A 23,206-nucleotide genomic window follows, 5' to 3' on the forward strand; every position below is an offset into this window, starting at 1 on the left:
CGGTTTTTTTCGTAAGAAGGAGAAATGAGTCAATGAATCTGGCGGATATGTCGATAAAAGAAATACGGATGGCGATCGAAAAATTGGACGAGGTACCTAGTGATTTTTTACAATGTTTGCAAGCGGACAAACGGGCAGGCGTGCAGGCGCTGGCGAAGCAGGTAGAAGCCGCGAAGGCTCGCCAGGCCAAGCTTCAGCAACTGTGGACCGAGATGAGTACATATGAACGCGCACTCTATGCCGACGGGCACCAGCACGTTTTTGGGGTGGACGAGGTAGGGCGCGGGCCTTTGGCCGGGCCTGTCGTGGCGAGTGCCGTTTGCTTGCCGAAAGATTTTTATTTGCCAGGCTTGAACGATTCCAAAAAGGTTCCGGTAGCTACGCGCGAGGCGTTTTACGAGGTAATTATGCGGGATGCCGTTGCGGTCGGAATCGGCATGGTCGATGCTCGGCGGATCGATGCGATCAATATTTTGAACGCTACCAAGGAAGCGATGAAGGCAGCCATCGAAGACGCCGGAGTGCCCGCTGATGTGCTTTTGATTGACGCTGTGCAACTGACAGGGGTGTCCTGCAAGCAAATCCCGATCATTGGCGGCGATGCGAAATGCGTATCGATCGCAGCAGCGTCCATCGTGGCAAAAGTGACGAGAGACAGGATGATGGCTGAGTACGCCAAACAGTACCCGCAGTACGGCTTCGATAAAAACGCGGGCTACGGTACAGCCGAGCATCTCGCAGCGATTGCCGCATACGGGCCGACGCCGCTTCACCGTATGACCTTTACCGGGGTGAAAGAACAAGCCTGACCAACTGCTTAGCACTTTCGAAGGAGGGGAGTCCATGTTATCCACGTCGCAAATCATGTCGTCTTTCGTGCAAAAGACACCTTCGGCAAACGTCAAGCCGGTAGAGCTGACGCCCGGACAAGTATTCAAAGGCACGGTGGTCAAGCATTATCCGGACCAAATGGCGCTGGTCCAGATCGGCGGAATGCAGGTTCAGGCCAAGCTGGAGGCGAATCTCGAAGCGGGTCAAAAGGCGTGGCTGCAGGTTCAGCCTTCGAACGGAGTCGTAACCTTGAAAGTGCTGGACACGTCTGCGGAAGCGACAGGAAAGGAAGCATCGCTGGAAAGCTTGATGCGTTCTCTCGGCATTGCGGAGACAAAAGAAAGCAAGGCAATCGTACAGGCGCTCGTGAACGCCAATTTGCCTGTCACCAAGGAAATCGCCCAGGCTTTTTCGCAGGTGGCGCAGCGCATCGGGATGGATGACAGCACAGTCGATGCGTTTCTTTTGGCGATGAAGCGGAATTTGCCGCTGACGCCAGATTCGGTTTCGGGACTGAAGGCGTTTGTGTCCGGCAAACCGCTGGGCCAGGCGATTCAGCAGTTTTTGCAGGAAGCGACGTTGTTTTTGAACCAGGAGGAAAATGCCGCCAAGCAGCCTGGACAGCCTTCCGCTTCCGGCACAGGGGCACCGTCTGGCGCGATGAGCGCGGATGTTCGGCAAGTGGTCGGCCAACTGAAAGAAAAGCTGGCTGCGCTGCCGTTGTTGCTGCCGACAGCGGAAAGCGCGGAAGGTGCGGCTGTCTCCACCAAACCAGTCGCGCAAGGAAATGCAACCAGTCAAGGCACAGCGCAAGCGGCGGCAGGCAATGCCAGCCAGTCCACTCTCCAAGCGCTTTCTTCAAACGCGCAAGGGACGGCGTCCAACGCTTCTGTAGCTCCCGGATCAATCGGACTACAGGCGGCGGGAGCGCAAGTGCCAGCCAGTCAGCCGTCTGACGGTACGGGAAAAGCGACCAGCCTGCCAGGTGCTGTGCCACTCGCAGGGGCGGGTGAAGCGCCTTCCAGCGCAGCTTCGGCAAATGCCATGCGCCAAGCGAGAGCTGTGCCTGAGCAGACAAGCTCCGCTTTTCCAGCGGGAGCAGCTTTGGAAGGGACGAAAAACAGCCAGCAGCCGTCTGGACTTTTTCCCCAGCAAAATCAGGGGCCAAATATCGAGCTTCCCGCTACAGCCAGGCCAATCGCCACCCCCGGCGGACAACAGGCGAATGGCGCAGTGCAGCCGCCTGTGACGGGGACTGTAACAGGCTCGCCCTCCGCCAACCCGCTCGTCGAACTGTTTCGACACTTGGGCATCAACCATGAACGCGAATTGATGGGCCAGGCGCTTGGACAGCAACAAGCCGATCCGGGAGCGCGCAAGCAGCTCGAAACAGTGAAATCGTTGCTTTTGCAGATCAGTCAGGCGCCTGCGCAATCAGTGCCGACTGCGCTGCGCGAGGCAGCCGATCAGTTGCTGCAGCAAGTCACCGGACAGCAGTTGATGATGGTCCAGCCAGGCAGTCACACCTTGTCGCAAATCGTGCTGCAAATTCCGATTCGCCAGGCAGATGGCGAGGAGACGGCTTTTGTGCAGATCGAATCGAAAAAGCAGGGAAGCGGCAAGCTGGACCCGGAAAACTGCCGCTTGTTTTTCCATCTGGAGCTGAAAGGCATGGGGACGACGATGATCGACGTCGGAATTGTGAACCGGATCGTCAACCTGCAAATCTTCAATGATTCTCCTTGGCTGGAAGCACTGGCCCAGGGGACGAAGGAGCAGTTTGCGAAGCAATTGCACGACGTGGGCTATCATTTGTCCGCCATGCGCATTCAGCCAGTTCCCGACAGGCAGAGCAGCAAGCCGGGAGCGAGCCAGGCCAAAGGAGCGATTTTTGCCGATTACAAAGGGATGGATGTGCGCGTATGAACCAATCCGGCACCCCTGACAACAAGCGCAAGCAGGCTGTAGCCCTCAAATACCAGGCTGGCGCCATGGAAGCGCCAAAAGTGGTCGCAAAGGGGAAAGGCTTCGTTGCCGAGAACATGCTGAAAACGGCCAAGGAGCACGACATCCCTATTCAGGAAGACCCTTCTCTCGTAGAAGTGCTGGGGAAGCTGGATTTAGACCAGCAGATTCCCTCTGAGCTGTATCAGGTAGTGGCGGAAGTGCTCGCTTTCGTGTACCGCCTGGACAAAGGGGGAGCCAAAAGATGAGCAACCGCCGCAGACTTCTCGGACAAAAAGGCGAGCAGCTCGCGAAGCGTTATTTGCTGCAAAAAGGGTACGAGATCGTCGCGCAAAATATACGCACGAGACAGGGCGAGATTGACCTGATTGCCCAGGATGGCGAAACGCTTGTCTTTGTAGAGGTGCGCACCAGGAGCAGTCTTGCCTGCGGCACGGCTGCCGAATCCGTGACGTGGAGGAAAAGACAGAAGCTGCGTGAGCTGGCTGTCGCTTATTTGCAGGCGCAGTCGCGGCATGTGCCGTCCATTCGCTTTGACGTCGTCGCCATTTTCCAGCCCGCCTCGGCCGATGGCGAGCAAGCAGCGACGACGATCGAGCATTTTGTGGGGGCTTTTTAAAAAAACGGGCTCCAGGCTACCTGGATAATGGGGATATGTCTACAGCAAGGGTCACCGCACCTGCGTACAATGTACTGTACTCGACGCGATGAAACTCCTCCAAGCATCATCATTCGCCTTCCAGGCATAGGCTGGAAGGCATTTTTTCTTTTTTCCGGCATAAGCCACAAGTCCGATCAGCCTGTGTTGCCAAACGAAAGAAACGATTGCCTTTCGCGCTAAATTAAAGTTTTTTAGAAAAACAAATGTTTTTCTAAAAAACTTGTGATTTAATGTGACATTTTTCCATTTCATTCGTCTTACTCGGTGAAGGAAACAATGTGGAGGGTAAAACATGAAGCTGACAAAAAGCAAGGTAATGAAAAACGTCTCACTCGCTGTCGCAGCTATTTGCGCCGTTCAGTTTTCCGTAACGGGCATTGCGTCTGCACAAGTATCCACAGCCCAAGCTGCGAGCAGCTATGTAGCGAAAGCCGATGCAAGCGGCCTTGAGGCAAGCTCGTATTATGCGGAGGTAACCATCGGGCAGCCGCTGACCTTGAAAGTTACATACAATGGCCGCCCGCTGGATGGCGCGCTTGTAAGCTGGACAACTTCCAACAGCTCGATCGCAACGGTTCGCAATGGAGTCGTAACCGGATATAAGACAGGCATGGTCATCATTAACGGGAAATACAACGGCGATTCGATCCGCATCCGCGCTTCCGTCATCAAAGAGCCGACATTGGAAGCATCCAGCACTTCGGTAAGCCTGAAAAAAGGCGACACGAAAACGGTTTCCCTCCAATACGGAGGCAAAGCGCTTTCCGGCCTCGATGCATACTGGGTATCTTCTGATGAATCGGTGGCGACGGTAAAAAGAGGCGAAATTACGGCGAAAGCAAACGGTACCGCAGTTATAACGGCTGAGTACAAAGGAAAGTCCATCAAAATTAACGTGAAAGTGTCCGGCAATCAATCCGGCAAGCTCGAAGCCAATGAGAGCAAAATTTCGCTGAAAAAAGGCGAGAAAGAAACGATCAAGCTCACCTATGATGATGAAAAGCTCGCTGGATCGAAAGCAACCTGGAAAACATCCAAATCTTCCGTAGCAACTGTATCGGATGGGGTCATCACGGCGAAAGCCAAAGGTACGGCAACCATCACAGCGGAATACAAAGGCTACAAGGTAGAAATCGAAGTCAGCGTCGACAACGGCAGCTCGGCTTTGCTGGAAGCAAACGAGACTAAGCTGAAGATGAAAAAAGGCCAGGAAAAAACGATTACCCTCCGCTATGACGACGAAAAGCTCAACGGCTCCAAAGCAGAGTGGAAAACATCCAAATCATCTGTAGCGACTGTTGACGACGATGGCGTTGTCACAGCGAAAAAGAAAGGGACCGCAACGATTACGGCTACGTACAAAGGTGAAAAAGTCGAAATCGAGGTTACGGTAGGCGACAAAGGCAGCAGCCTGCTGGAAGCGGACGACACCAGCCTGAGCCTGAAAAAAGGGGATTCGGAAACGATTACGTTGACCTATGATGGAACAAAGCTCACCGGCTCCAAAGCGAGCTGGAGCACGTCCAAGTCTTCCGTAGCTACCGTTTCCACGAGCGGCAAAGTGAAAGCGAAGGCGAAAGGAACGGCAACGATTACAGCCAAATACAAAGGCGAAGAAGTAGAGATCAAAGTAACGGTAAAATAATAACGCCCGCGAAAACGCTCGCTGAATCCAGACCATCTGGTTCAGCGAGTTTTTTTTAGGTCCGCACACAGTAGCCGGATGAAGACGCACTTGCTACAATCAGGAAAGACGGTAAAAATTCGGACGACACGTCAGCGTTTGTTTTGCGCTCGCGACTGTCGGGAAGGGGATGGCAGATGCAGGAACTCATCAGGCAAAAGCTGCTGGAAATCGAAAAAGAACACGAGCTGAAGGTGCTGTTTGCCGTCGAGTCCGGGAGCCGTGCCTGGGGCTTTCCTTCGCAGGATAGCGACTATGATGTACGGTTTGTGTACGTGAAGAAGCCCGAGTGGTATCTTTCCATTGATGACAAGCGGGATGTCGTGGAGCTGCCCATCGATGAAACGCTCGATATAAGCGGCTGGGATATACGAAAGGCGTTGAAGCTGTTTCGCAAATCCAATCCGGCTCTGCACGAATGGCTGGCTTCCGGTATCGTTTATCGGGACGAGCTCGGATTTCGCGCGGAACTGATTCAGATGCGCAACGAGTTGTTCTCGCCCAAAACAGCGATGCTCCACTATTTGAGCATGGCGAATGGAAACTACCGCAAGGATTTGCAGGGTGACCACGTGCGGATCAAAAAATATTTTTACGTCCTGCGCCCGATCTTGGCTTGCGAATGGATCGAAAAGTACAGGACAAACCCTCCGCTCCTGTTTCAGCAGTTAGTAGCCGAGCTGGTGACAGATGCGGACCTGCGGCGGGAAATAGACGAGCTGCTGCACCGGAAAATGGAGGGAGACGAGCTTGATCTGGAACCGAGGATAGATGTGATTCACGCGTATATCGACGACAGACTGGAAAGACTGAGCGCCTGTGCGAGCGAATACGCAGGCAGCATGCCCGATCAGACGGCCAGGCTGGACGAGCTGTATCGCCGCTATTTGCGCTTGGCCTGGCCGGAGTGATGCGAGTGCCGTAGGAGCAGCGAAAAGAGCACAGGGATGGGGGAGCAGCCAATGACAAAGCTGCCTGAGCATACCCGCGAGGAACTGAAGCGCAAGGACAAGTTGGGCGAGCCTGCAAAGTCCGCAAAGCCCGCAAATCTCGTAAAACCCGCAAAACCCGCAAAGCCCGCAAAGCCCGCATGTGTCCAAGCGACCGCCTTCATGCAGCGAAACACCACTTGCTGGGAGCCAGGCGTGACGGAGAGAGGTTCGGCAGCAGCGTGTTCAAAGCGTTTGCATCCGACAGACTTTCCAGCCTGCAAGCGATTTGTCATTGCTCCTTACGTCGGGGCTGGAGTGATTTTGCTTGGCATGAGCCGGGAGGAAGCGGCCGATGCCATGCAGTTCATTCCGCGACCATTTCGCACGTTTCAGCAGCCTTTGGACAGTGACGATTTCTCGTGTTGCTTTGTTTCCTACAAACCTCCCGGCGTTTGTGAGGCGGTGGAATTTCATCCGAATGTTGAAGTTCTTTTTTACGGAAAAAATTTGCTGGGGCAGCCGTATCAGGAAGTAGAAGCGTTCGTTCGGGAGCATGATCCTGATTGGCAAGCGACAGGCGACGGTTTTACTTCGTTTCGCTACGGCTTTGGCGTCTACGCTCCCTATGCGTTTGAAGACGTGTGCCAGCCTGTGGAATCTGTCATCGTCTTTGAAAAAGGCTACTACGCGCAAGCACCTGGAAGCGGCTAGATTGTAGCGGACGCATTGAAAAGCAAGCTCACAGTCGATTGCCCGCCAATTATTTGGTATAATGCCGTAGGTACATACGATCTTTTCCAACCATTATTTTTTCGTGCAAAGTGAGGATTTCCATGATGAAGAAGCTGGTACTCGTATTAGACGTAGAAAAAGCAGACAAAATCGACATGCAAAAGCTGGCCGACTCGATGTCGGAAGCCATTCAAACTGTAGAGGGCATCGTCTTGCACGACCTCGTCATGTTTGACAACGACGAAAACAATGCCGACAAGCTCATTGCCAATGTGAAAAAGGAGCTTTCCTAAAACGAACAGCGCTGCGCCGCGCAAGTGACGGCTTGCCGCCAGGGTGTAGCGGCTGCAGGGACAAAAGAACAGCCATGCCAAGACTCGCGTATTGTGTAGCGGGTCTTTTTGTGTTTGGACAGATTTGTTGCAAGACACAGCCAGTTGCAAGAGAAGGGAGGCAGTCTGTGAGAAACGGATATGCGGCAGGTTTGGAAGATTTTCTGCCGCTGCGATAAACTTTCGTACTCAGCTTGCTTTTCCACTTGCGCTAAACCTGCGTGTACCTCGCTTTCATTCTCACTGCTGAGCTAAACCTGCGCACCTCGCGTTTTCATTCCCGCCACTGTAATAAACTTGCACATCCCTGCTATCTTTTCCTACGCTACTAGCAAAGGGGGAGAGAATATGTACGCATGCAGCTTTTCCGGGACTGTTCTCGGCATAGACGGGATGATTGTGAGCGTGGAAACGGACATTGCCAATGGACTGCCGCAGTTCGACCTGGTCGGGCTGGGCGGCTCTGCCGTGAAGGAAGCGAGGGACCGCGTTCGTGCTGCCTTGCGCAATGCAGGCTACGATTACCCGATGCAGCGAATTACGGTCAATCTGGCGCCAGCGGACCAGCGCAAGGAAGGCTCTGGCTTTGACCTGGCCATCGCGTTTGGCATTTTGCTTGCCTCCAAACAAATACTGCCCCGCCCAGAGCGAATTTTGATCCTCGGAGAGCTTGCCCTCGATGGCTCCCTGCGTCCCGTGCCGGGCGTTCTCCCCATCCTGCTGGAAGCGACGAAGGCAGGCTTTACCCACGTCATTTTACCCGAGGCAAACGCCGCCGAAGCGCATCTGGTCGAGATTATCGTCTTGCCCGCCGCCAATTTGACGGAAGCGGTGCAGTATTGGAAAGAAGGACTACAGCCCAAAAATCCGCAGGCTGCGGCGTCTGCATCAACGCGGACTAGCCAAACCCCTGTGACCCCGCAGGCACCGGATTTTGCGCATGTGTACGGCCAGCGCTTCGTCAAACGCGGGCTGGAGATCGCGGCAGCCGGTTTTCACAACGTCATTCTGGTCGGACCGCCCGGCTGTGGCAAGACGCTGCTGGCCACCTGTTTGCCAGGCATCATGCCAAAAATGACGACGGACGAATCGTACGAGGTCACGAAAATATACAGCATTGCAGGACAACTGAAGCGCGAGGGCGGACTCATCCAGGAGCGGCCGTTTCGCGCTCCGCATCATACGATTACAGCTACAGCTCTGATCGGGGGAGGGGCACAAATTCCCCGACCGGGCGAATGCAGCCTCTCGCATGGCGGGATTTTGTTTTTGGACGAGATGCCCGAGTTTTCCCGTCACGTCCTTGAGGTGCTGCGCCAGCCACTGGAGGCAGGGATTGTGACGATTGGCCGCGCCAAGCAGGTGTTTTCCTTTCCGGCGAGATTTTTGCTGATCGGCTCGTGCAATCCTTGTCCGTGTGGATTTTTCGGCACCCGGGAGAAGCAGTCGTGCTCCTGCTCCCCGCAACAAATATACAAATACCGCTCCAAGCTGTCCGGGCCGCTTTTGGACCGGATTGACCTGCATATCGAAGTCCCGCGTGTGCCCGTACAACTGTTGCACAACCGCTCCATGGAGGAATCGTCGCGGGACATCCGGGCGCGAGTAGAACGGGCGCGCGCCATTCAATGCGACAGATATCGGCATCGCCCCGCCAGCCCCTTCAATAGCATGATGAACGCCGAAGAGCTGCGCAACTACGCCAAACTGGACAAAGAAGGACAAGAAATGTTGCAGCTTGCGTTTGAGACGCTCGGTCTGAGCGCGAGAGCCTACGACAGAATCGTCAAGGTAGCGCGAACGATTGCAGATTTGGAGGGAGCAGCGAAGATTGAGGCCGCGCACGTCGCGGAGGCGATTCGGTACAGGGCGTTGGACAGAGGGGTGCCGTTTTGACCGCGTGCAGTAGGTGGGCAAGTGCGGTTGAGCGCTTTGGCACGCAACCGCTGCAAGCAACTACAACACCTACTGCAAGCACCTACCCAAACATCTAGCTACAAACCTCATTCTGGCAAACAAGCGCAAGCGAATACTCTCTGTACCGCTTGGCAAACGCCTTGCTTAACCCAAGCCTTTTACAAATCGCCTTTTTCTAAGCAACACGAAAACCCAGCTTCACTCACCCCATACCCAACCACTAAAACTCACACAACCGTAACGACATAAAAAACAAAGCTGGCACAATCAGACGGCTCCCACGGACGGCAGTACTTGAACGAAAGCGAAGTCACACCCCGGCGCAGCGCCCGAAAAGTGAACCGCTGCTGACCGCCTTGCCCAATCCGAGCGGGCTGCGAAGGCGGAACAAATTCACTGGATTGCAGAAACAGAAACGTCTCGTCCACCGAATTGGACAGTGCCCACTGGTACCCAGTCGTCGGATTTGCGTCGAGCGTGACCGCAAACGGCTGGCCGCTCTGCACCTGAAGCGTATAAGTCGAGATCATCGCCATTTTCATCATCCTTTCCTCTGCAAAACACCTTTCCCCAAACTGTATGAAAAAAACGGCAAAGTGCCTAAGCAATCCGAGTGGAGAGCGGCGAAAGGAGAGCAACTGGAGAGCGACAAAGCCAAAAATAATTGTTCCATATAGGAAAAAACGGCATGCCTCGCGCAGAAAATTATGCCGAGCTATCCAAAAGCTGCTTTTTTTTCAGCAGAAATTTAGTATGATTTGGAAAGGGATATGCAAAACAATGGCGAATAACTAGGAACAAAGACATATGTTGTCGAATAGACTGGAGATTTTGTGATCTCTTTTACCTAGTTTTCGCGCCGAAAACTTCTAGGGTTTGCGGTCTTACTGGTCGTTGAACTTCCCAGCACTTCCAATGAATTGGGCGTACATCCTATGCACCTCACACTTGGGAAGCTTTCTCTGTGTTCATATTTGCTAGGAAAGGGAAAGGAAAATTGATGGAGAGCATTGCGGAACTATTTGAGAAAAGAGAGTATTATCATGCGTTTCAGCCCATATGCCAATTCCCTGATAAAAAAAGAATAGGGTATGAGGTGCTGCTCCGCAGCAAAGCGGGACTAAACCCGGAACTGTTGTTTTCGATGGCCAAGGAAAAAAGAAAGTTGCCGGAGCTGGATACCCAGTCATTTCGGCATGCGCTTTTGTCTTTTCTTCGTTCATCCAAGGAACACACCCAGGAGCTCCTGTTTGTCAATATTTTTCCGTCCACGATCGTGGAAGATTCGTTTCCGGGATTCATCGAGGAAATCAAGCAAGCTTTTTTTCCGTATTTGAAAAGAATCGTACTGGAAATAAACGAATCGATCATGGAAGGGGAATGCTGGCATGAGCCCGTTTTTACCAATCGCATTGGCGAATTGAAAAAGATGGGTTTTTTGATCGCGTTAGATGATGTAGGGGATGCAGCAAATATTTTTCATAAAATAACTGATCTTTCGCCTGATTTCATCAAAATCGATCGTTTCTATTCCAAGGAGCTTTCGACTTCGCAAGAAAAACAGACAGTCGTCAAGCTGTTTGTTGACTTTTGCAAGTACGAACCTCAACTCATTCTTGAAGGAGTTGAAGAAGAAGAAGATTTTGCTTGCGCCTCTTCATTGGGAATTGCAATGGGACAAGGATACCTTTTTGGGAAACCAGATCGCCTGCGAGAAGATTAAGAGGGGAGAGCAGAATTGGAGGAATTACTGATGTTTGGTGATAGTAGCGTATATTCTAGGAAAGCCACTCTTTCCTTAAAAATATCCGAGTTTGAAGTCCCTCCGATGCAGGATATGCTGATTATCGGCAGAAAAGCGCCGATCGGACCGGAAGCAGTACGGAGGATGGCAGAGGCACTGTCTCCGGAGCAGTTTACCCTGCTGAAAATCGATCATCCGAAGATCGAGGCGGTGTTGCTGAGAAACTCGCTCCTGCAGATGATGGACGAAAAACTGCTGATGAAAATTATTCTTGAGGAATCAGAGCGGATGATTAGCGAATCAATGGTGTTGCGTTCTGAGCTGAAAATTGCGTTGTCTGTACAGCGAGAGGTGGATTTGCTATGAACATCTCCGAAATCATGAACCCGACGATCCATTCCATTTCCTCTGACAAATCCGTTTCCCATGCTGCAAGGCTCATGAGTGAGTATCAGATGGATTCGCTGGTCGTCATTGACCATGGAGAGGTCGTAGGTTTAGTGACTTCCCGAGATGTCCTGACTGCGCATCCAAACCGGATTGTCGCCGATGCGATGTGCAATCAGGTGCATTACCTGCTGGCGGATCAAAACATTTGGGAGGCGCACCATTACTTTCTCAATGAAAATGCCAGACTGGCGATTATCCTGGACGACGAGCAAATAAGCGGGATGATTACGAAAGAAATCGTGGAAATGCAAATTGCCCAATACAAAGACCCGCTGTCCGGTCTGTATCGGGCGCCTTATATCCAGTTTATCGGGGAGAGCTATTTGCAGAAAAAAATTCCGTTTCACCTGCTGTTCATCGATTTGAACGATTTCGGCAGAATTAACAAGCAATACGGGCATCCGTTCGGCGATGACGTCATCCGGACTTATTCGGCTGTGCTTTCCTCGATCGCCGAGGATCAGGGAGATCATCTGTGTCGGTATGCAGGGGATGAATTTGTCTTGATCTCTACTGCTCCTGACGCGCTCGTCGAGCAGTATATCGAGCTGATTTCGCGTCCGACCGACGTGCTGGACATCACGGTTTCGGCCGCAGTCGGCCATGTGAACGGCTACAGTGAGCCTGATTTCTTCGCCCACTCCTGGAGGGAGCTGATCGCGCAAGCAAGCCTTGCCTCGTCTGCGATCAAGGCACAGAAGACGGCGTCTACGTTTTCCTGATCGTTACGTAAGCACGCTGCTGGATAAGGGCATGGTTACAGGCACACACTTTGAGTAAGCCGCCCGCTAAAAAAGGGGCAACTGAAACCGCCGCAAAGTTCATTCGTATTACATATTGTCAGAGTGAAATGAATTCGGTTAGAGGAGGCCTTTTCCATGATTATTACCACAACCAGCACGTTGCAAGGTAAAGAAATTGAAGCCTATTTGGATATCGTCAGCGGAGAAGTCATCATGGGGGCGAACGTGGTCCGCGACTTTTTGGCAGGAATCACGGACATCATCGGTGGCAGAAGCGGCTCCTACGAAAGCAAGCTGGCAGAAGGACGCGAAATGGCGCTGCAAGAAATGAAGGAAAAAGCGCGCGCGCTCGGGGCAAACGCAGTCGTTGGAGTCGACCTCGACTTCGAAACGCTCCGAGAAGGCATGATGATGGTCATCGCGACTGGAACCGCTGTTCGAGTAAAATAAGCCGGCAAATGCCCGGCTTTCTTTTTTTGTGCGAACACTTGCGAGCGCTTCAAGCCAATGAGAGCGAGAGCGAAGCGAGCGACGTTCCCCGACTGGTGTAAACGGTGCTGGTACGAAAAGCTGACGAAAGGGCGCCTCGCCTCTTCGCACGGCGTATAGAGGAAGCGGCGACAAAAGGGTGATGAACGTGTCTGTAGCAGATACACTGATAGAGCTGGCGCAAAAAATCAAAACGAATCCGAAGCCGATCCGCAACTTTTCTGCCGTCTATCATTTTGTGCTTGCCGGAAAAGAGGGCGGTACGTACGAAATCAAATTTGCCAATGACGAAGCGACCTATCGCCTCGGGGCTACCGAACAGGCGGGCTGTACGCTGGAATTGTCCGATGAAAATTTCATCAAACTTGTCCGTGGTACACTCAATCCTGCCGCAGCTCTTGTCACGGGCAAGCTGAAAATAAAAGGGGACATGGGACTGTCTTTGAAGCTTCAAACATTGCTGTACGCCTACCAGTCCCGCCCTGAAAAAGCAGGAAACTAGACGGCGGCGCCTGTCTTTTGGCGGGCGTTCCGCTGTCGCTTTCCGGGCGATTGCATAAAAAAACTGGTCAACCTCCAAATAGTTGCGTTAAAATTATGACCAAACAATGACAAGGATTCCAAACAAAAGAACGAGGGAAAACATGCGCCATATTTGTTCCTTACTCGCCGTTGTCCATGAACTGACAGAACAATCTGTGCGTTTCGACTTGTACCAGGAGATTCGAAGGTCTACGGTTGACCGAGAGCTGCTGCGGCAAAATGCCCAGTTGCCTAGGCACTATTTTGACTTTTTGTTTCATTCCGGCGTCCTGGAAGTGGAGAACGATCCCCCTTATCAACCAGGGATTACGAAGCCTGCTTCCATCGGAATGAACATTCGATCACTCGGCGGCAACGTATTGTTTGACATGTGCTTCGCTCCACAGACGTATAAATTATGGCAGAATACAGATGCGAGTCTGGAAGACCTGTCTTTGCCGGCTGATATCTTTGAAGAGTACGTATATCGCTTGGGGGCGATCAGCAGGTTTCGCTATCTCGGGCGGGTAGACGATCCGCTCGTGGCAACCTCGCTTGGCGAAAACGACATGATCGAATTCAAGCGCGACTTTTTGCTGTCCAAAGGCGGAATTATTAAAACTGTCGTAGCATTTGCCAACTCGAACAACGGCAATCTCTTTTTGGGGATTACGGATGAAGGTACCATTTGCGGCATCGATCACGAAATCGAGCAATACGGCGACCCGGATAAATACATCTTGGCCATAACACAGTACATTCAGGACAAAACATCGCCATTTTTAACCCCTTTTCCTAAAATCTCCCTGAAAAAAGTGGACGGCAAGCATGTCGTCGCGATTTTTGTGGAGGTTTCCTCCGAGCTGATTTGCGGACTGGATAAAAACGGTGAGAAGTACGTTGTCATCCGCACGAACAATCGCTCGGTTGTGGTCAAAGACCCGCACCAAATAGGCGAAATTTACGTCAAACGAAAACTTGGCAGTGAGATCAGCCGACGATTGGGACTTTTGTAGAATCATCGGGCACGATTGATACTCGAAGGAGGGTGCTGCATGGTATCGTCTTTGCGTGCTTACCTGTTAATTGTGATGGTCGCAAGTATGATGATTTCCGGTTGTGCGCAGCCTGACAAGGTGCCGGCCGACATGAGTAACCGTATCGAGAAAGAGCTTGGTGCGGTAGAAAAGGTAACCGTCATGTCAACAGATGGGCAGGAAGTGATGCTGGATTTGCCGACATTCATGAAGGAGCTGTCTGGGCAAGGCAAAGATTTGCAGCTTTCAGAAACAGCCTTGAAGCAGGAAGACGTGCGCTTTACGCTCGTGCTCTACCGCAAGCAATTAGCCCCTCTCGTCGTGGCCGTCGGAGAAGGAGCCAGCCAGTTTGGCGAAAATACATATCGCGGTGCAGGCGCTGTCGCTTTTTATCACTGGATTCAAAAGCTGACAGGAAAAGGACTGCTGTCGCAAAAAATCGACACGGTCCTGCTCTCGGCTGAGGACCTCGCCAAGACACGGGTGCTTGGCGAGACGGAGATAGAAGACATCCGCAAGACGTTGGCAGCGGCTGTGCCAGAGACGGGAGCGAGCCTCAAGCAGTATCCGCTCTACCCGAATTATCGCTTGCGCATCAATTCAGCAGAAAGGCCGCTGGAAGTGACCGTGCTGACCCCTACCTTAATCAGTGTGCCGTTTGGAAAAGAAACCCACACGTTTCACTTGGACGGCGGGCTGTTTTCCAAGCTGACAGAATGGATTTCGCCAACGGACAAGAAGGAAGAAAAACAGCTCGAGCAGCTATTCAAGGCGAGCCGGATTCGGATTGCCGCAACAGGTGCGATGGCTGTAGAGAGCCTTGAACTGGAAGTCCGAAAAACGACCGTGGAGCAAGGGATTGCGCACCAGGCCGTGCGTCTTTTGCAAACGGCAGAGCTGCTGAAGGAAGCACCGAAAGATCCGGGACCGGAGCAGTATCGCTTGTTCTTTACCGTCAATGGGAAAGAGCGCGAAGTCATTTGGTATGCCAAGTATTTTCAATTGGATGCAAATTGGTTCACTCACAATGAAATGGCCGAAGCGCAGTGGAAATTGTTGCAAAGTCTTAGAAAATGATGGGTTTTCCTCATGAAGTTTCGAAGTTCTGGTCACGATAAAGAGAACATATTACTACCACTTTTGCAATTTTTGTCGTAGAATAGTTACGTTGCACTGATAGTGGAGGCTTTCGACCGGAAGAAGACAGATGTCTTTGTGCCGGTCTAAAAGCTTGCCGATCTTTATCTGCCATAGGAGGATGGAGAATGAACATTCATGAGTATCAAGGTAAAGAGATACTTAAGCAGTACGGTGTAAAAGTTCCTGAAGGTCGCGTAGCTTTCACAGTGGATGAAGCTGTTGAAGCGGCGAAAGAACTGGGCACCCAGGTTGTTGTCGTAAAAGCGCAAATCCACGCTGGTGGCCGCGGTAAAGCTGGCGGTGTAAAAGTGGCGAAAAACCTGGATGAAGTTCGTACATATGCCAGTGAAATTCTTGGCAAAGTGCTGGTAACTCATCAAACAGGTCCGGAAGGCAAAGAAGTAAAACGCCTCTTGATCGAGCAAGGCTGCGATATTAAAAAAGAATACTACGTGGGTGTCGTTGTTGACCGCGCAACAGGTAGCGTTGTCATGATGGCTTCTGAAGAGGGCGGTACGGAGATTGAGGAAGTAGCAGCGCAAACTCCGGAAAAAATCTTCAAAGAAGTAATCGATCCGGTAACGGGCCTGAACGCGTTCCAAGCGCGCCGTCTGGCTTATGCGATCAACATCCCGAAAGAACTCATCAACAAAGCAGCTAAGTTCATGATGAGCCTGTACCAAGCATTTGTTGAAAAAGACTGCTCTATCGCTGAAATTAACCCTCTCGTTGTTACTGGCGACGGTGAAGTAATGGCACTCGATGCCAAACTGAACTTCGACAGCAACGCTCTCTACCGTCATCCTGACATTGTAGCTCTGCGCGACCTGGATGAAGAAGACGAGAAAGAAATCGAAGCGTCCAAATACGATCTGTCCTACATCGCCCTCGATGGTAACATCGGTTGCATGGTAAACGGTGCAGGTCTTGCAATGGCTACCATGGACATCGTGAAATTTTACGGTGGAGATCCTGCCAACTTCCTCGACGTAGGCGGCGGTGCTACTGAAGAAAAAGTAACCGAAGCGTTCAAAATCATTCTGCGCGACGAAAAAGTAAAAGGCATTTTCGTTAACATTTTCGGCGGTATCATGAAATGTGACGTCATTGCAAACGGCGTAGTGAATGCAGCGAAACAAATCAAGCTGGATAAACCGCTCGTTGTGCGTCTCGAAGGTACAAACGTAGACCTCGGTAAGAAAATCCTTAACGAATCCGGTCTGAACATCGTTGCGGCTGAATCCATGGCTGATGGCGCTGAGAAAATCGTATCCTTGGTAAAGTAAGCAATTGCGAGTAGATACGTAAAAAAGGTGGGAAAAAAACGCGATGAGTATTCTCGTTAATAAAAATACAAAAGTAATTACACAAGGGATTACCGGTGCAACAGGTTTGTTCCACACTCGCGGAGCCGTTGAATACGGTACACAAATGGTTGGCGGCGTGACTCCAGGTAAAGGCGGAACCGAAGTAGACGGTATTCCAATTTTCAACACCGTAGCAGAAGCGGTAGAAAAAACAGGCGCAAATGCTTCCGTTATCTACGTTGCTCCTCCTTTTGCTGCTGACGCGATCATGGAAGCGGTTGACGCTGAACTGGATCTGGTCATCTGCATCACCGAAGGTATTCCTGTCCTCGACATGGTAAAAGTAAAACGTTACATGGAAGGCAAGAAAACCAAGCTGATCGGACCTAACTGCCCAGGCGTTATCACTCCAGGCGAGTGCAAAATCGGCATCATGCCAGGCTACATTCACACCCCTGGTAAAGTGGGTATCGTATCCCGCTCCGGTACCTTGACTTATGAAGCTGTACATCAAACTTCCACTCGCGGCATCGGTCAATCCACTGCTGTAGGTATCGGTGGCGACCCTGTAAAAGGGATGGAGTTCATCGATGTACTGAAAATGTTCAACGAAGACCCAGACACTGAAGCCGTTATCATGATCGGTGAAATCGGCGGTACGGCGGAAGAAGAAGCGGCTGAATGGATCGCGGCGAACATGAAAAAACCAGTGGTAGGCTTCATTGGCGGACAAACTGCTCCTCCAGGAAAACGCATGGGCCACGCTGGTGCGATCATCTCCGGCGGTAAAGGTACAGCCGCTGAGAAAATCGCGAAGCTCGAAGAGTGCGGCGTTCGCGTAGCGAAAACGCCAGCAGTAATCGGTGAAACACTGGTAGAACTGCTGAAAGAGCGCGGCATGCTGGAGAAAGTGTTGAACAAGTAATCGTTTTGATAGCAGAAGTGGACAGGCAGATGCTTGTCCACTTTTTCTTTTTTTGAAAGAGGCCGCTGTCTTTCGCTACAATAGCACTCGAAGCCGTCCAAGGTAACGCTTGGAATGCAAGGAGGGTGTTTGATGGGCAAACCGCAAATCAGTGAGCGAGATTGGCTGTATGTACTGGCGATGACACCGGGGTTGGGACGTCGAACAATCAGGAAAATTAGCGAAACAGCAGGGTCTTTTCAGAATGCTGTCGATCATTGGCTTTTGATCGGGGAAGAGTTGGGGCTTTCTGTCGAGCTTGTGCAACAAGTTGATATGCAAACAAATGCCGCGGCTGTCATGCACCTGTTAGCAAAACGGGAGGCGAGTCGGACTCGCTTTCTTTGCATCTTTGACGAAGACTATCCCTCCTTGCTGCGGCATATTCCTGACCAGCCGCTGACGCTGTTTTGCCGAGGCGATCGCAAGCTGCTTGCAGAGGCGGCCATCGGTGTTGTCGGCTCGCGCAAGCCAACGCCGTACGGCCGGGCGAGCTGCGCGTATTTGGTGAAAGAGCTGGTGCAGGCGGGGCTTGCGATTGTATCCGGTCTGGCCTATGGCATAGATGGCGAAGCGCATCAGACGGCGCTTGCGGCTGGAGGAAAGACCATCGCCGTATTGGGCTGCGGGCTGAATCATGTGTACCCGCCAAGGCATCAAACGCTCTACGAAAAAATTGAATCTTTTGGACTACTTTTGTCCGAATATCCGCCAGATACTCCGCCCGTCCCAGGGCTGTTCCCCGAGCGAAACCGCATTATCAGTGGACTAAGTTTGGGCGTAGTAGTCGTGGAAGCAGCAGAAAAAAGCGGATCGCTGATTACAGCGGACTGTGCGCTGGAGCAAGGACGCGACGTTTTTGCCGTTCCAGGCCCGATTTTTTCCTTGATGAGCGCAGGGCCGCATAACTTGCTCAAACAAGGAGCAAAGCTAGTAACAAGACCCTGCGATATCTTGGAGGAGTTGCCGCGGGCTTATGCGAGCGGTGCTGAATCAGCGTCTGTCGCCGGAAAAGGCAGGAGTTCCATAACGCTTACCGCAGAGGAAAGCGTGATTGTGGAGGCGATCACTTACGAAGGCGTGCACGTGGATGAGCTTGTACAGCAACTGGAGCCTGACCGGCGCAAAAACGTGCACCAATTGCTTGTCCGACTGGAGGCAAAAGGGGTGCTTGCGGCACTGCCAGGGGGGTATTTCGCGCGGCGCTAAGGCATGTTTGACCTTTCCCGGGAATCCCCTAAAGCTTGCAAGTGTTTGACAAATCGGATAAGCATATTTAATAATAGGGAAGATTCCTTACTAAAAGGGGAGGAAAAAAATGGCTGATACGCTCGTAATCGTAGAATCCCCTGCGAAAGCGAAAACCATTGGAAAATATCTGGGTAGCAAATATATCGTGAAAGCGTCCATGGGACATGTGCGCGACCTCCCGAAAAGTCAGATGGGGGTAGATGTCAATCATGGCTTTGAACCCAAATACATAACCATTCGCGGCAAGGGCGATGTACTCAAGGGCCTGAAGGATGCCGCCAAAAAAGTAAAGAAAGTCTATCTGGCAGCCGACCCGGATCGCGAAGGGGAAGCAATTGCCTGGCATCTGGCCCAATATCTCGGACTCGATTTGAACCAGCCGCTTCGCGTGGTGTTCAACGAGATTACCAAAGACGCGATCAAGGAAGCGTTCAAGCATCCGCGCCATATCAACATGGATTTGGTGAACGCCCAACAGGCGCGGCGTATTTTGGACCGGCTGGTCGGCTACAACATCAGCCCGATCCTGTGGAAAAAAGTGCGCAAAGGTTTGAGCGCCGGACGCGTCCAGTCTGTCACCGTCAAGCTGATTATGGATCGGGAGCGCGAAATCCAGCAATTCATTCCCGAAGAGTACTGGACGATTGCCACCAAGCTCGCAAGCAACGGCAAAGAGTTTGAGGCGAAGTTTTACGGCTATGAGGATGAAAAAGTCGAGCTGAAGTCGGAAGAGGACGTCAAGCGCGTGCTGGACAAAATGAAGGATCAGTCGTTTGTCGTGCAAAAGGTAACAAAGCGCGAGCGCAAACGCAATCCTGCACCGCCGTTTATCACCAGCTCTCTGCAACAGGAAGCCGCGCGCAAGCTCAATTTCCGTACCGCCAAGACGATGCGGATCGCCCAGGAGCTGTACGAGGGGATTGACGTCGGCAACAAGGAAGGCGCAGTCGGTTTGATTACGTATATGCGTACAGACTCGACCCGCGTATCCGAAACCGCGCAAAATGAGGCGAAAGAGTACATACTGGAAAAATTCGGCGCTGACTACATACCGGCAGAACCTCGTGTCCAGGTCAAAAAAGAAAACGCTCAGGACGCGCACGAGGCGATCCGCCCAACCTCGGTCGCACGTACGCCGGATGAGATCAAGGAATTTTTGTCGAGAGATCAACTGCGCTTGTATCGACTCATTTGGGAGCGGTTTCTGGCGAGCCAGATGTCTTCCGCTGTACTCGATACCATGAGTGTAGATATTGATGCAGGGGGCGTCATGTTCCGGGCGACTGGCTCGAAAGTGAAGTTCCCTGGATTTATGAAGGTTTATATAGAAGGAAATGATGACGGCACGGAAGAAGAGAGCTTCCTGCCGCCAATCGCTGAAGGCCAGACGCTGGAACAGCGAGAAATAACGCCGGCGCAACATTTTACCCAGCCGCCGCCGCGTTACTCGGAGGCGCGTCTCATCAAGACGCTCGAAGAAGGCGGCATCGGCCGTCCCTCTACGTACGCTCCAACGCTGGAAACTATTCAGAAGCGCGGCTATGTCGCGCTGGAGGAAAAGCGGTTCATCCCGACAGAGCTGGGCGAAATCGTCATTACGCTGATCGAGGAGTTTTTTCCGGAAATTCTCAACGCGGAGTTTACCGCCCATATGGAGTCCGATCTCGACGAAATCGAGGAAGGCACAGCGAACTGGGTTCAAATTCTCGATGCGTTTTACGGTGACTTTGCCAAGCGAGTGGCCGTAGCGGAAGAAGAAATGAAGGAAGTCGAGCTGAAAGACGAAGAGTCTGACGAGACTTGCGAGCTGTGCGGCCGCGTGATGGTCTACAAGCTCGGGCGCTTCGGCAAGTTCCTCGCTTGTTCCGGGTTCCCGGAATGCCGCAACACGAAACCGATCGTCAAAGAAACAGGGGTAAAGTGCCCGCAATGTGAAACTGGACACATTATCGAACGTAAATCTAAGAAGAGCCGTATTTTTTACGGCTGCAACCGATATCCGGAATGCGATTTTGTATCGTGGGACAAACCGATTGCCCGTCCTTGCCCGAAATGCGCAAGCCTACTCGTGGAGAAAAAGCGCAAGAAGCAAGGGGTTAGCGTTGTCTGCACCAAATGCGACTATCAGGAAGAAGCAGACTCCTGATTGGACGAGGTAGAATTTGTAGCTTGGAGGAAGAACAGCATGACAACACCAACTATTACTGTAGTAGGCGCGGGTTTGGCCGGAAGCGAGGCTGCCTGGCAAATTGCCAAGGCAGGCATTCCCGTCAAGCTGTACGAAATGCGGCCTAAGACCCAGACACCTGCCCATCATACCGACAAATTCGCGGAACTGGTCTGCAGCAACTCCTTGCGCGCGAACTCCTTGGCCAATGCCGTCGGCGTATTAAAGGAAGAAATGCGCCGTCTAGGCTCGGTCATTATCGAGGCTGCTGACCGTTGCGCCGTTCCGGCAGGGGGAGCGCTTGCGGTAGACCGGCATGAGTTTGCTGGCTATGTCACGGATGCTGTGAAAAATCATCCGCTGATCGAGGTTATCACCGACGAGATCACCGACATTCCCGCGGATGGCATCGTCGTCATTGCGACAGGACCACTGACATCGCCAGCGCTTTCCCAAAAGCTCAAGGAGCTGACTGGGGAAGAATACCTATATTTTTATGATGCTGCAGCACCAATTATCGAAAAAGACTCGATCGACATGAACAAAGTCTTCGTGGCGTCCAGGTACGATAAAGGGGAGGCTGCTTACCTGAACTGCCCGATGACGGAGGAAGAATTTAATCGCTTTTACGATGAGCTGATTGCCGCCGAAGCGGTTCCGCTGAAGGAGTTTGAAAAAGAAATTTTCTTCGAGGGCTGCATGCCGATCGAAGTCATGGCAAAACGCGGACGCCAAACGATGCTGTTCGGCCCGATGAAGCCGGTCGGTCTGACAGACCCGCGCACAGGCAAAAAGCCGTACGCAGTCGTTCAGCTTCGCCAGGACAACGGCGCGGCTACCTTGTACAACATCGTCGGCTTCCAGACCCATCTGAAATGGCCGGAGCAAAAGCGGGTGTTCTCGCTGATCCCTGGCCTGGAAAACTGCGAAATCGTCCGTTACGGCGTCATGCACCGCAATACGTTCATTAATTCGCCGAAGCTGCTGCGCCCTACGTATCAGTACAGGGAGCGGGACACCTTGTTTTTTGCAGGCCAAATGACAGGGGTGGAAGGCTACGTGGAATCTGCCGCTTCCGGACTGCTCGCAGGCATCAATGCCGCGCGTCTGGCAAAAGGCGAAGAGCTGATCGTGCTCCCGCCGGAAACGGTCATGGGCAGCATGGCGCGCTATATTACGACGGCGGATCCGAAACATTTTCAGCCGATGAACGCGAATTTCGGGCTGGTTCCCGAGTGGCCAGAGCGCATTCGCAACAAGCGTGAGAAAAACGAAAAGCTTGCTGAGCGGGCGCTAGATACAATTCAGAATTTTACACAATAACGACACAATTAGCGTTGATATCCGAATTTCGTCTGTGTTACTATATAGGTGCTTCGAGGAGGGTGCATCCCATATGGACATTTCGCAACAAATTTCTGCGGATCTTGCGATGTTTACCCGTTATTTGCGAGTCGAAAAAAACGCCTCTCCTCATACGGTAAAGCAGTATATGGCAGATATCAGCGAATTTGTCTCCTTTATGGAACAGCACCAAATCTCTGCATTTGCTGCTGTTTCTTATTTGCATGGTCGCTCCTTTCTCGCGCACTTGGCGGGCAGGGGGTTATCCCGGCGAAGTATTGCGCGCAAGCTCTCGAGTTTGCGAAGCTTGTATCGATTTTTGTTGCGTGAAGGTCAACTGGAGCAAAATCCGTTCCAACTCGTTTCCACTCCGAAGATGGAGAAGAAACTCCCTTCCTTTTTGTATCCACAAGAAGTTCAAGCGTTTTTTGATCTGCCAGATACATCAACGCCTTTAGGAATACGCGATCGGCTGATATTTGAACTGTTGTACGCGAGCGGCATGCGAGTTTCTGAGCTGGTTACCTTGTCAGTCGACGATGTGAATCCGAGCATGGGCGTCGCGCTTGTATATGGAAAAGGGGCAAAAGAGCGGTATGTGCCTGTGGGAAGTTATGCCTGCGACGTTCTTAGGCAATACCTAGAGTATGGAAGAGAAAAACTGTTGGCCGGCAGAGTAGATCACGGCAACCTGCTGCTTAACTATCGCGGAGAGCCGTTGTCCGACCGCAGCGTCCGCCGGATTGTAGACAAATACGTAGATATGTGCGCTTCTCATTTGCGTGCTTCACCTCACACCTTTCGTCACACGTTTGCGACCCACATGTTGAATGGAGGAGCTGACCTCCGGACGGTCCAAGAGCTGCTGGGACATGTCAATGTCTCTACGACGCAGGTTTACACGCATGTGACCAAGGAGCGACTTCGCCATGTATATGACACCGCTCACCCGCGGGCTAACCCGAATAGTACAGGTTCCGCCAATCGGACATAA

Annotated in this window: 23 protein-coding genes; 22 read left to right on the forward strand and 1 reads right to left on the reverse strand. The window is 52.1% G+C overall.

Annotated elements, in window-relative coordinates; all coding sequences use genetic code 11:
* The first annotated feature begins 32 nt into the window (after positions 1–32).
* From BA6348_RS13065 to BA6348_RS13105, 9 genes are all read left to right on the forward strand, one after another.
* Entirely contained in the window at positions 33–809 is a 777-nt protein-coding gene (locus BA6348_RS13065) for a ribonuclease HII (protein WP_005834307.1), read from the forward strand.
* Positions 810–843: 34 nt separating this feature from the next.
* Positions 844–2,757 (forward strand): hypothetical protein, encoded by a 1,914-nt coding sequence (locus BA6348_RS13070; protein ID WP_122952502.1) that lies wholly within the window; start codon positions 844–846, stop codon positions 2,755–2,757.
* Complete coding sequence (locus BA6348_RS13075; RefSeq protein WP_026557327.1) at positions 2,754–3,044, forward strand: EscU/YscU/HrcU family type III secretion system export apparatus switch protein; 291 nt, start codon at positions 2,754–2,756, stop codon at positions 3,042–3,044. The genes BA6348_RS13070 and BA6348_RS13075 overlap by 4 nt, the downstream gene beginning before the upstream one ends.
* A complete protein-coding gene (locus BA6348_RS13080; protein WP_005834303.1) occupies positions 3,041–3,415 on the forward strand; it encodes a YraN family protein in 375 nt (124 codons plus the stop codon). Before BA6348_RS13075 ends, BA6348_RS13080 begins: the two co-directional genes overlap by 4 nt.
* Positions 3,416–3,749: 334 nt before the next feature.
* Positions 3,750–5,102, forward strand: a complete 1,353-nt coding sequence (locus tag BA6348_RS13085; protein ID WP_005834302.1) for an Ig-like domain-containing protein — start codon at positions 3,750–3,752, stop codon at positions 5,100–5,102.
* 176 nt (positions 5,103–5,278) lie between these two features.
* Positions 5,279–6,052 carry a nucleotidyltransferase domain-containing protein gene (locus BA6348_RS13090; protein ID WP_005834300.1) on the forward strand — a complete coding sequence of 258 codons (774 nt, stop codon included), beginning with the start codon at positions 5,279–5,281 and terminating at the stop codon, positions 6,050–6,052.
* Between the two features lie 51 nt (positions 6,053–6,103).
* Positions 6,104–6,784: a hypothetical protein gene (locus tag BA6348_RS13095; RefSeq protein ID WP_242507487.1), complete on the forward strand. Its 681-nt coding sequence runs from the start codon at positions 6,104–6,106 to the stop codon at positions 6,782–6,784.
* A 122-nt stretch (positions 6,785–6,906) separates the two neighbouring features.
* Positions 6,907–7,098, forward strand: coding sequence for a hypothetical protein (locus BA6348_RS13100; RefSeq protein ID WP_007777738.1), 192 nt, complete (start codon positions 6,907–6,909; stop codon positions 7,096–7,098).
* A 387-nt stretch (positions 7,099–7,485) separates the two neighbouring features.
* Positions 7,486–9,033 (forward strand): YifB family Mg chelatase-like AAA ATPase, encoded by a 1,548-nt coding sequence (locus BA6348_RS13105; protein WP_122952500.1) that lies wholly within the window; start codon positions 7,486–7,488, stop codon positions 9,031–9,033.
* A gap of 248 nt (positions 9,034–9,281) precedes the next feature.
* Here BA6348_RS13105 and BA6348_RS13110 read toward each other — a convergent pair whose 3' ends face one another.
* Positions 9,282–9,590 carry a protease inhibitor I42 family protein gene (locus BA6348_RS13110; protein ID WP_026557325.1) on the reverse strand — a complete coding sequence of 103 codons (309 nt, stop codon included), beginning with the start codon at positions 9,588–9,590 and terminating at the stop codon, positions 9,282–9,284.
* Between the two features lie 464 nt (positions 9,591–10,054).
* Here BA6348_RS13110 and BA6348_RS13115 point away from each other — a divergent pair, with 464 nt between their 5' ends.
* The 13 genes from BA6348_RS13115 (at position 10,055) to xerC (ending at position 23,206) form a co-directional block, all read left to right on the forward strand.
* Positions 10,055–10,777, forward strand: coding sequence for an EAL domain-containing protein (locus tag BA6348_RS13115; RefSeq protein ID WP_007777743.1), 723 nt, complete (start codon positions 10,055–10,057; stop codon positions 10,775–10,777).
* 15 nt (positions 10,778–10,792) lie between these two features.
* Positions 10,793–11,164 carry a hypothetical protein gene (locus BA6348_RS13120; protein WP_235694688.1) on the forward strand — a complete coding sequence of 124 codons (372 nt, stop codon included), beginning with the start codon at positions 10,793–10,795 and terminating at the stop codon, positions 11,162–11,164.
* Entirely contained in the window at positions 11,161–11,970 is an 810-nt protein-coding gene (locus BA6348_RS13125) for a GGDEF domain-containing protein (protein ID WP_005834288.1), read from the forward strand. The genes BA6348_RS13120 and BA6348_RS13125 overlap by 4 nt, the downstream gene beginning before the upstream one ends.
* A 156-nt stretch (positions 11,971–12,126) precedes the next feature.
* The gene (locus tag BA6348_RS13130; protein WP_005834287.1) at positions 12,127–12,441 is read left to right on the forward strand and encodes a YbjQ family protein; all 315 of its coding nucleotides are present in this window, start codon (positions 12,127–12,129) and stop codon (positions 12,439–12,441) included.
* Positions 12,442–12,622: 181 nt separating this feature from the next.
* Positions 12,623–12,982 carry an SCP2 sterol-binding domain-containing protein gene (locus BA6348_RS13135; RefSeq protein ID WP_274388479.1) on the forward strand — a complete coding sequence of 120 codons (360 nt, stop codon included), beginning with the start codon at positions 12,623–12,625 and terminating at the stop codon, positions 12,980–12,982.
* 142 nt (positions 12,983–13,124) lie between these two features.
* Positions 13,125–14,018, forward strand: a complete 894-nt coding sequence (locus BA6348_RS13140) for an AlbA family DNA-binding domain-containing protein (protein ID WP_007777751.1) — start codon at positions 13,125–13,127, stop codon at positions 14,016–14,018.
* 39 nt (positions 14,019–14,057) lie between these two features.
* Positions 14,058–15,116: a hypothetical protein gene (locus tag BA6348_RS13145; protein WP_005834281.1), complete on the forward strand. Its 1,059-nt coding sequence runs from the start codon at positions 14,058–14,060 to the stop codon at positions 15,114–15,116.
* A 188-nt stretch (positions 15,117–15,304) separates the two neighbouring features.
* A complete protein-coding gene (sucC, locus tag BA6348_RS13150) occupies positions 15,305–16,465 on the forward strand; it encodes an ADP-forming succinate--CoA ligase subunit beta (RefSeq protein ID WP_005834279.1) in 1,161 nt (386 codons plus the stop codon).
* 43 nt (positions 16,466–16,508) lie between these two features.
* Positions 16,509–17,411 carry a succinate--CoA ligase subunit alpha gene (gene sucD / locus BA6348_RS13155; RefSeq protein WP_005834278.1) on the forward strand — a complete coding sequence of 301 codons (903 nt, stop codon included), beginning with the start codon at positions 16,509–16,511 and terminating at the stop codon, positions 17,409–17,411.
* 132 nt (positions 17,412–17,543) lie between these two features.
* Complete coding sequence (gene dprA, locus BA6348_RS13160; protein ID WP_122952499.1) at positions 17,544–18,659, forward strand: DNA-processing protein DprA; 1,116 nt, start codon at positions 17,544–17,546, stop codon at positions 18,657–18,659.
* A 109-nt stretch (positions 18,660–18,768) separates the two neighbouring features.
* Positions 18,769–20,847 (forward strand): type I DNA topoisomerase, encoded by a 2,079-nt coding sequence (gene topA / locus BA6348_RS13165; RefSeq protein ID WP_005834274.1) that lies wholly within the window; start codon positions 18,769–18,771, stop codon positions 20,845–20,847.
* A 39-nt stretch (positions 20,848–20,886) separates the two neighbouring features.
* Positions 20,887–22,191 carry an FADH(2)-oxidizing methylenetetrahydrofolate--tRNA-(uracil(54)-C(5))-methyltransferase TrmFO gene (gene trmFO, locus BA6348_RS13170; protein WP_005834272.1) on the forward strand — a complete coding sequence of 435 codons (1,305 nt, stop codon included), beginning with the start codon at positions 20,887–20,889 and terminating at the stop codon, positions 22,189–22,191.
* Between the two features lie 73 nt (positions 22,192–22,264).
* Entirely contained in the window at positions 22,265–23,206 is a 942-nt protein-coding gene (xerC, locus tag BA6348_RS13175; protein WP_007777759.1) for a tyrosine recombinase XerC, read from the forward strand.

The sequence above is a fragment of the Brevibacillus agri genome (assembly GCF_004117055.1).
In the GTDB taxonomy this organism is placed as follows: Bacteria; Bacillota; Bacilli; order Brevibacillales; family Brevibacillaceae; genus Brevibacillus; species Brevibacillus agri.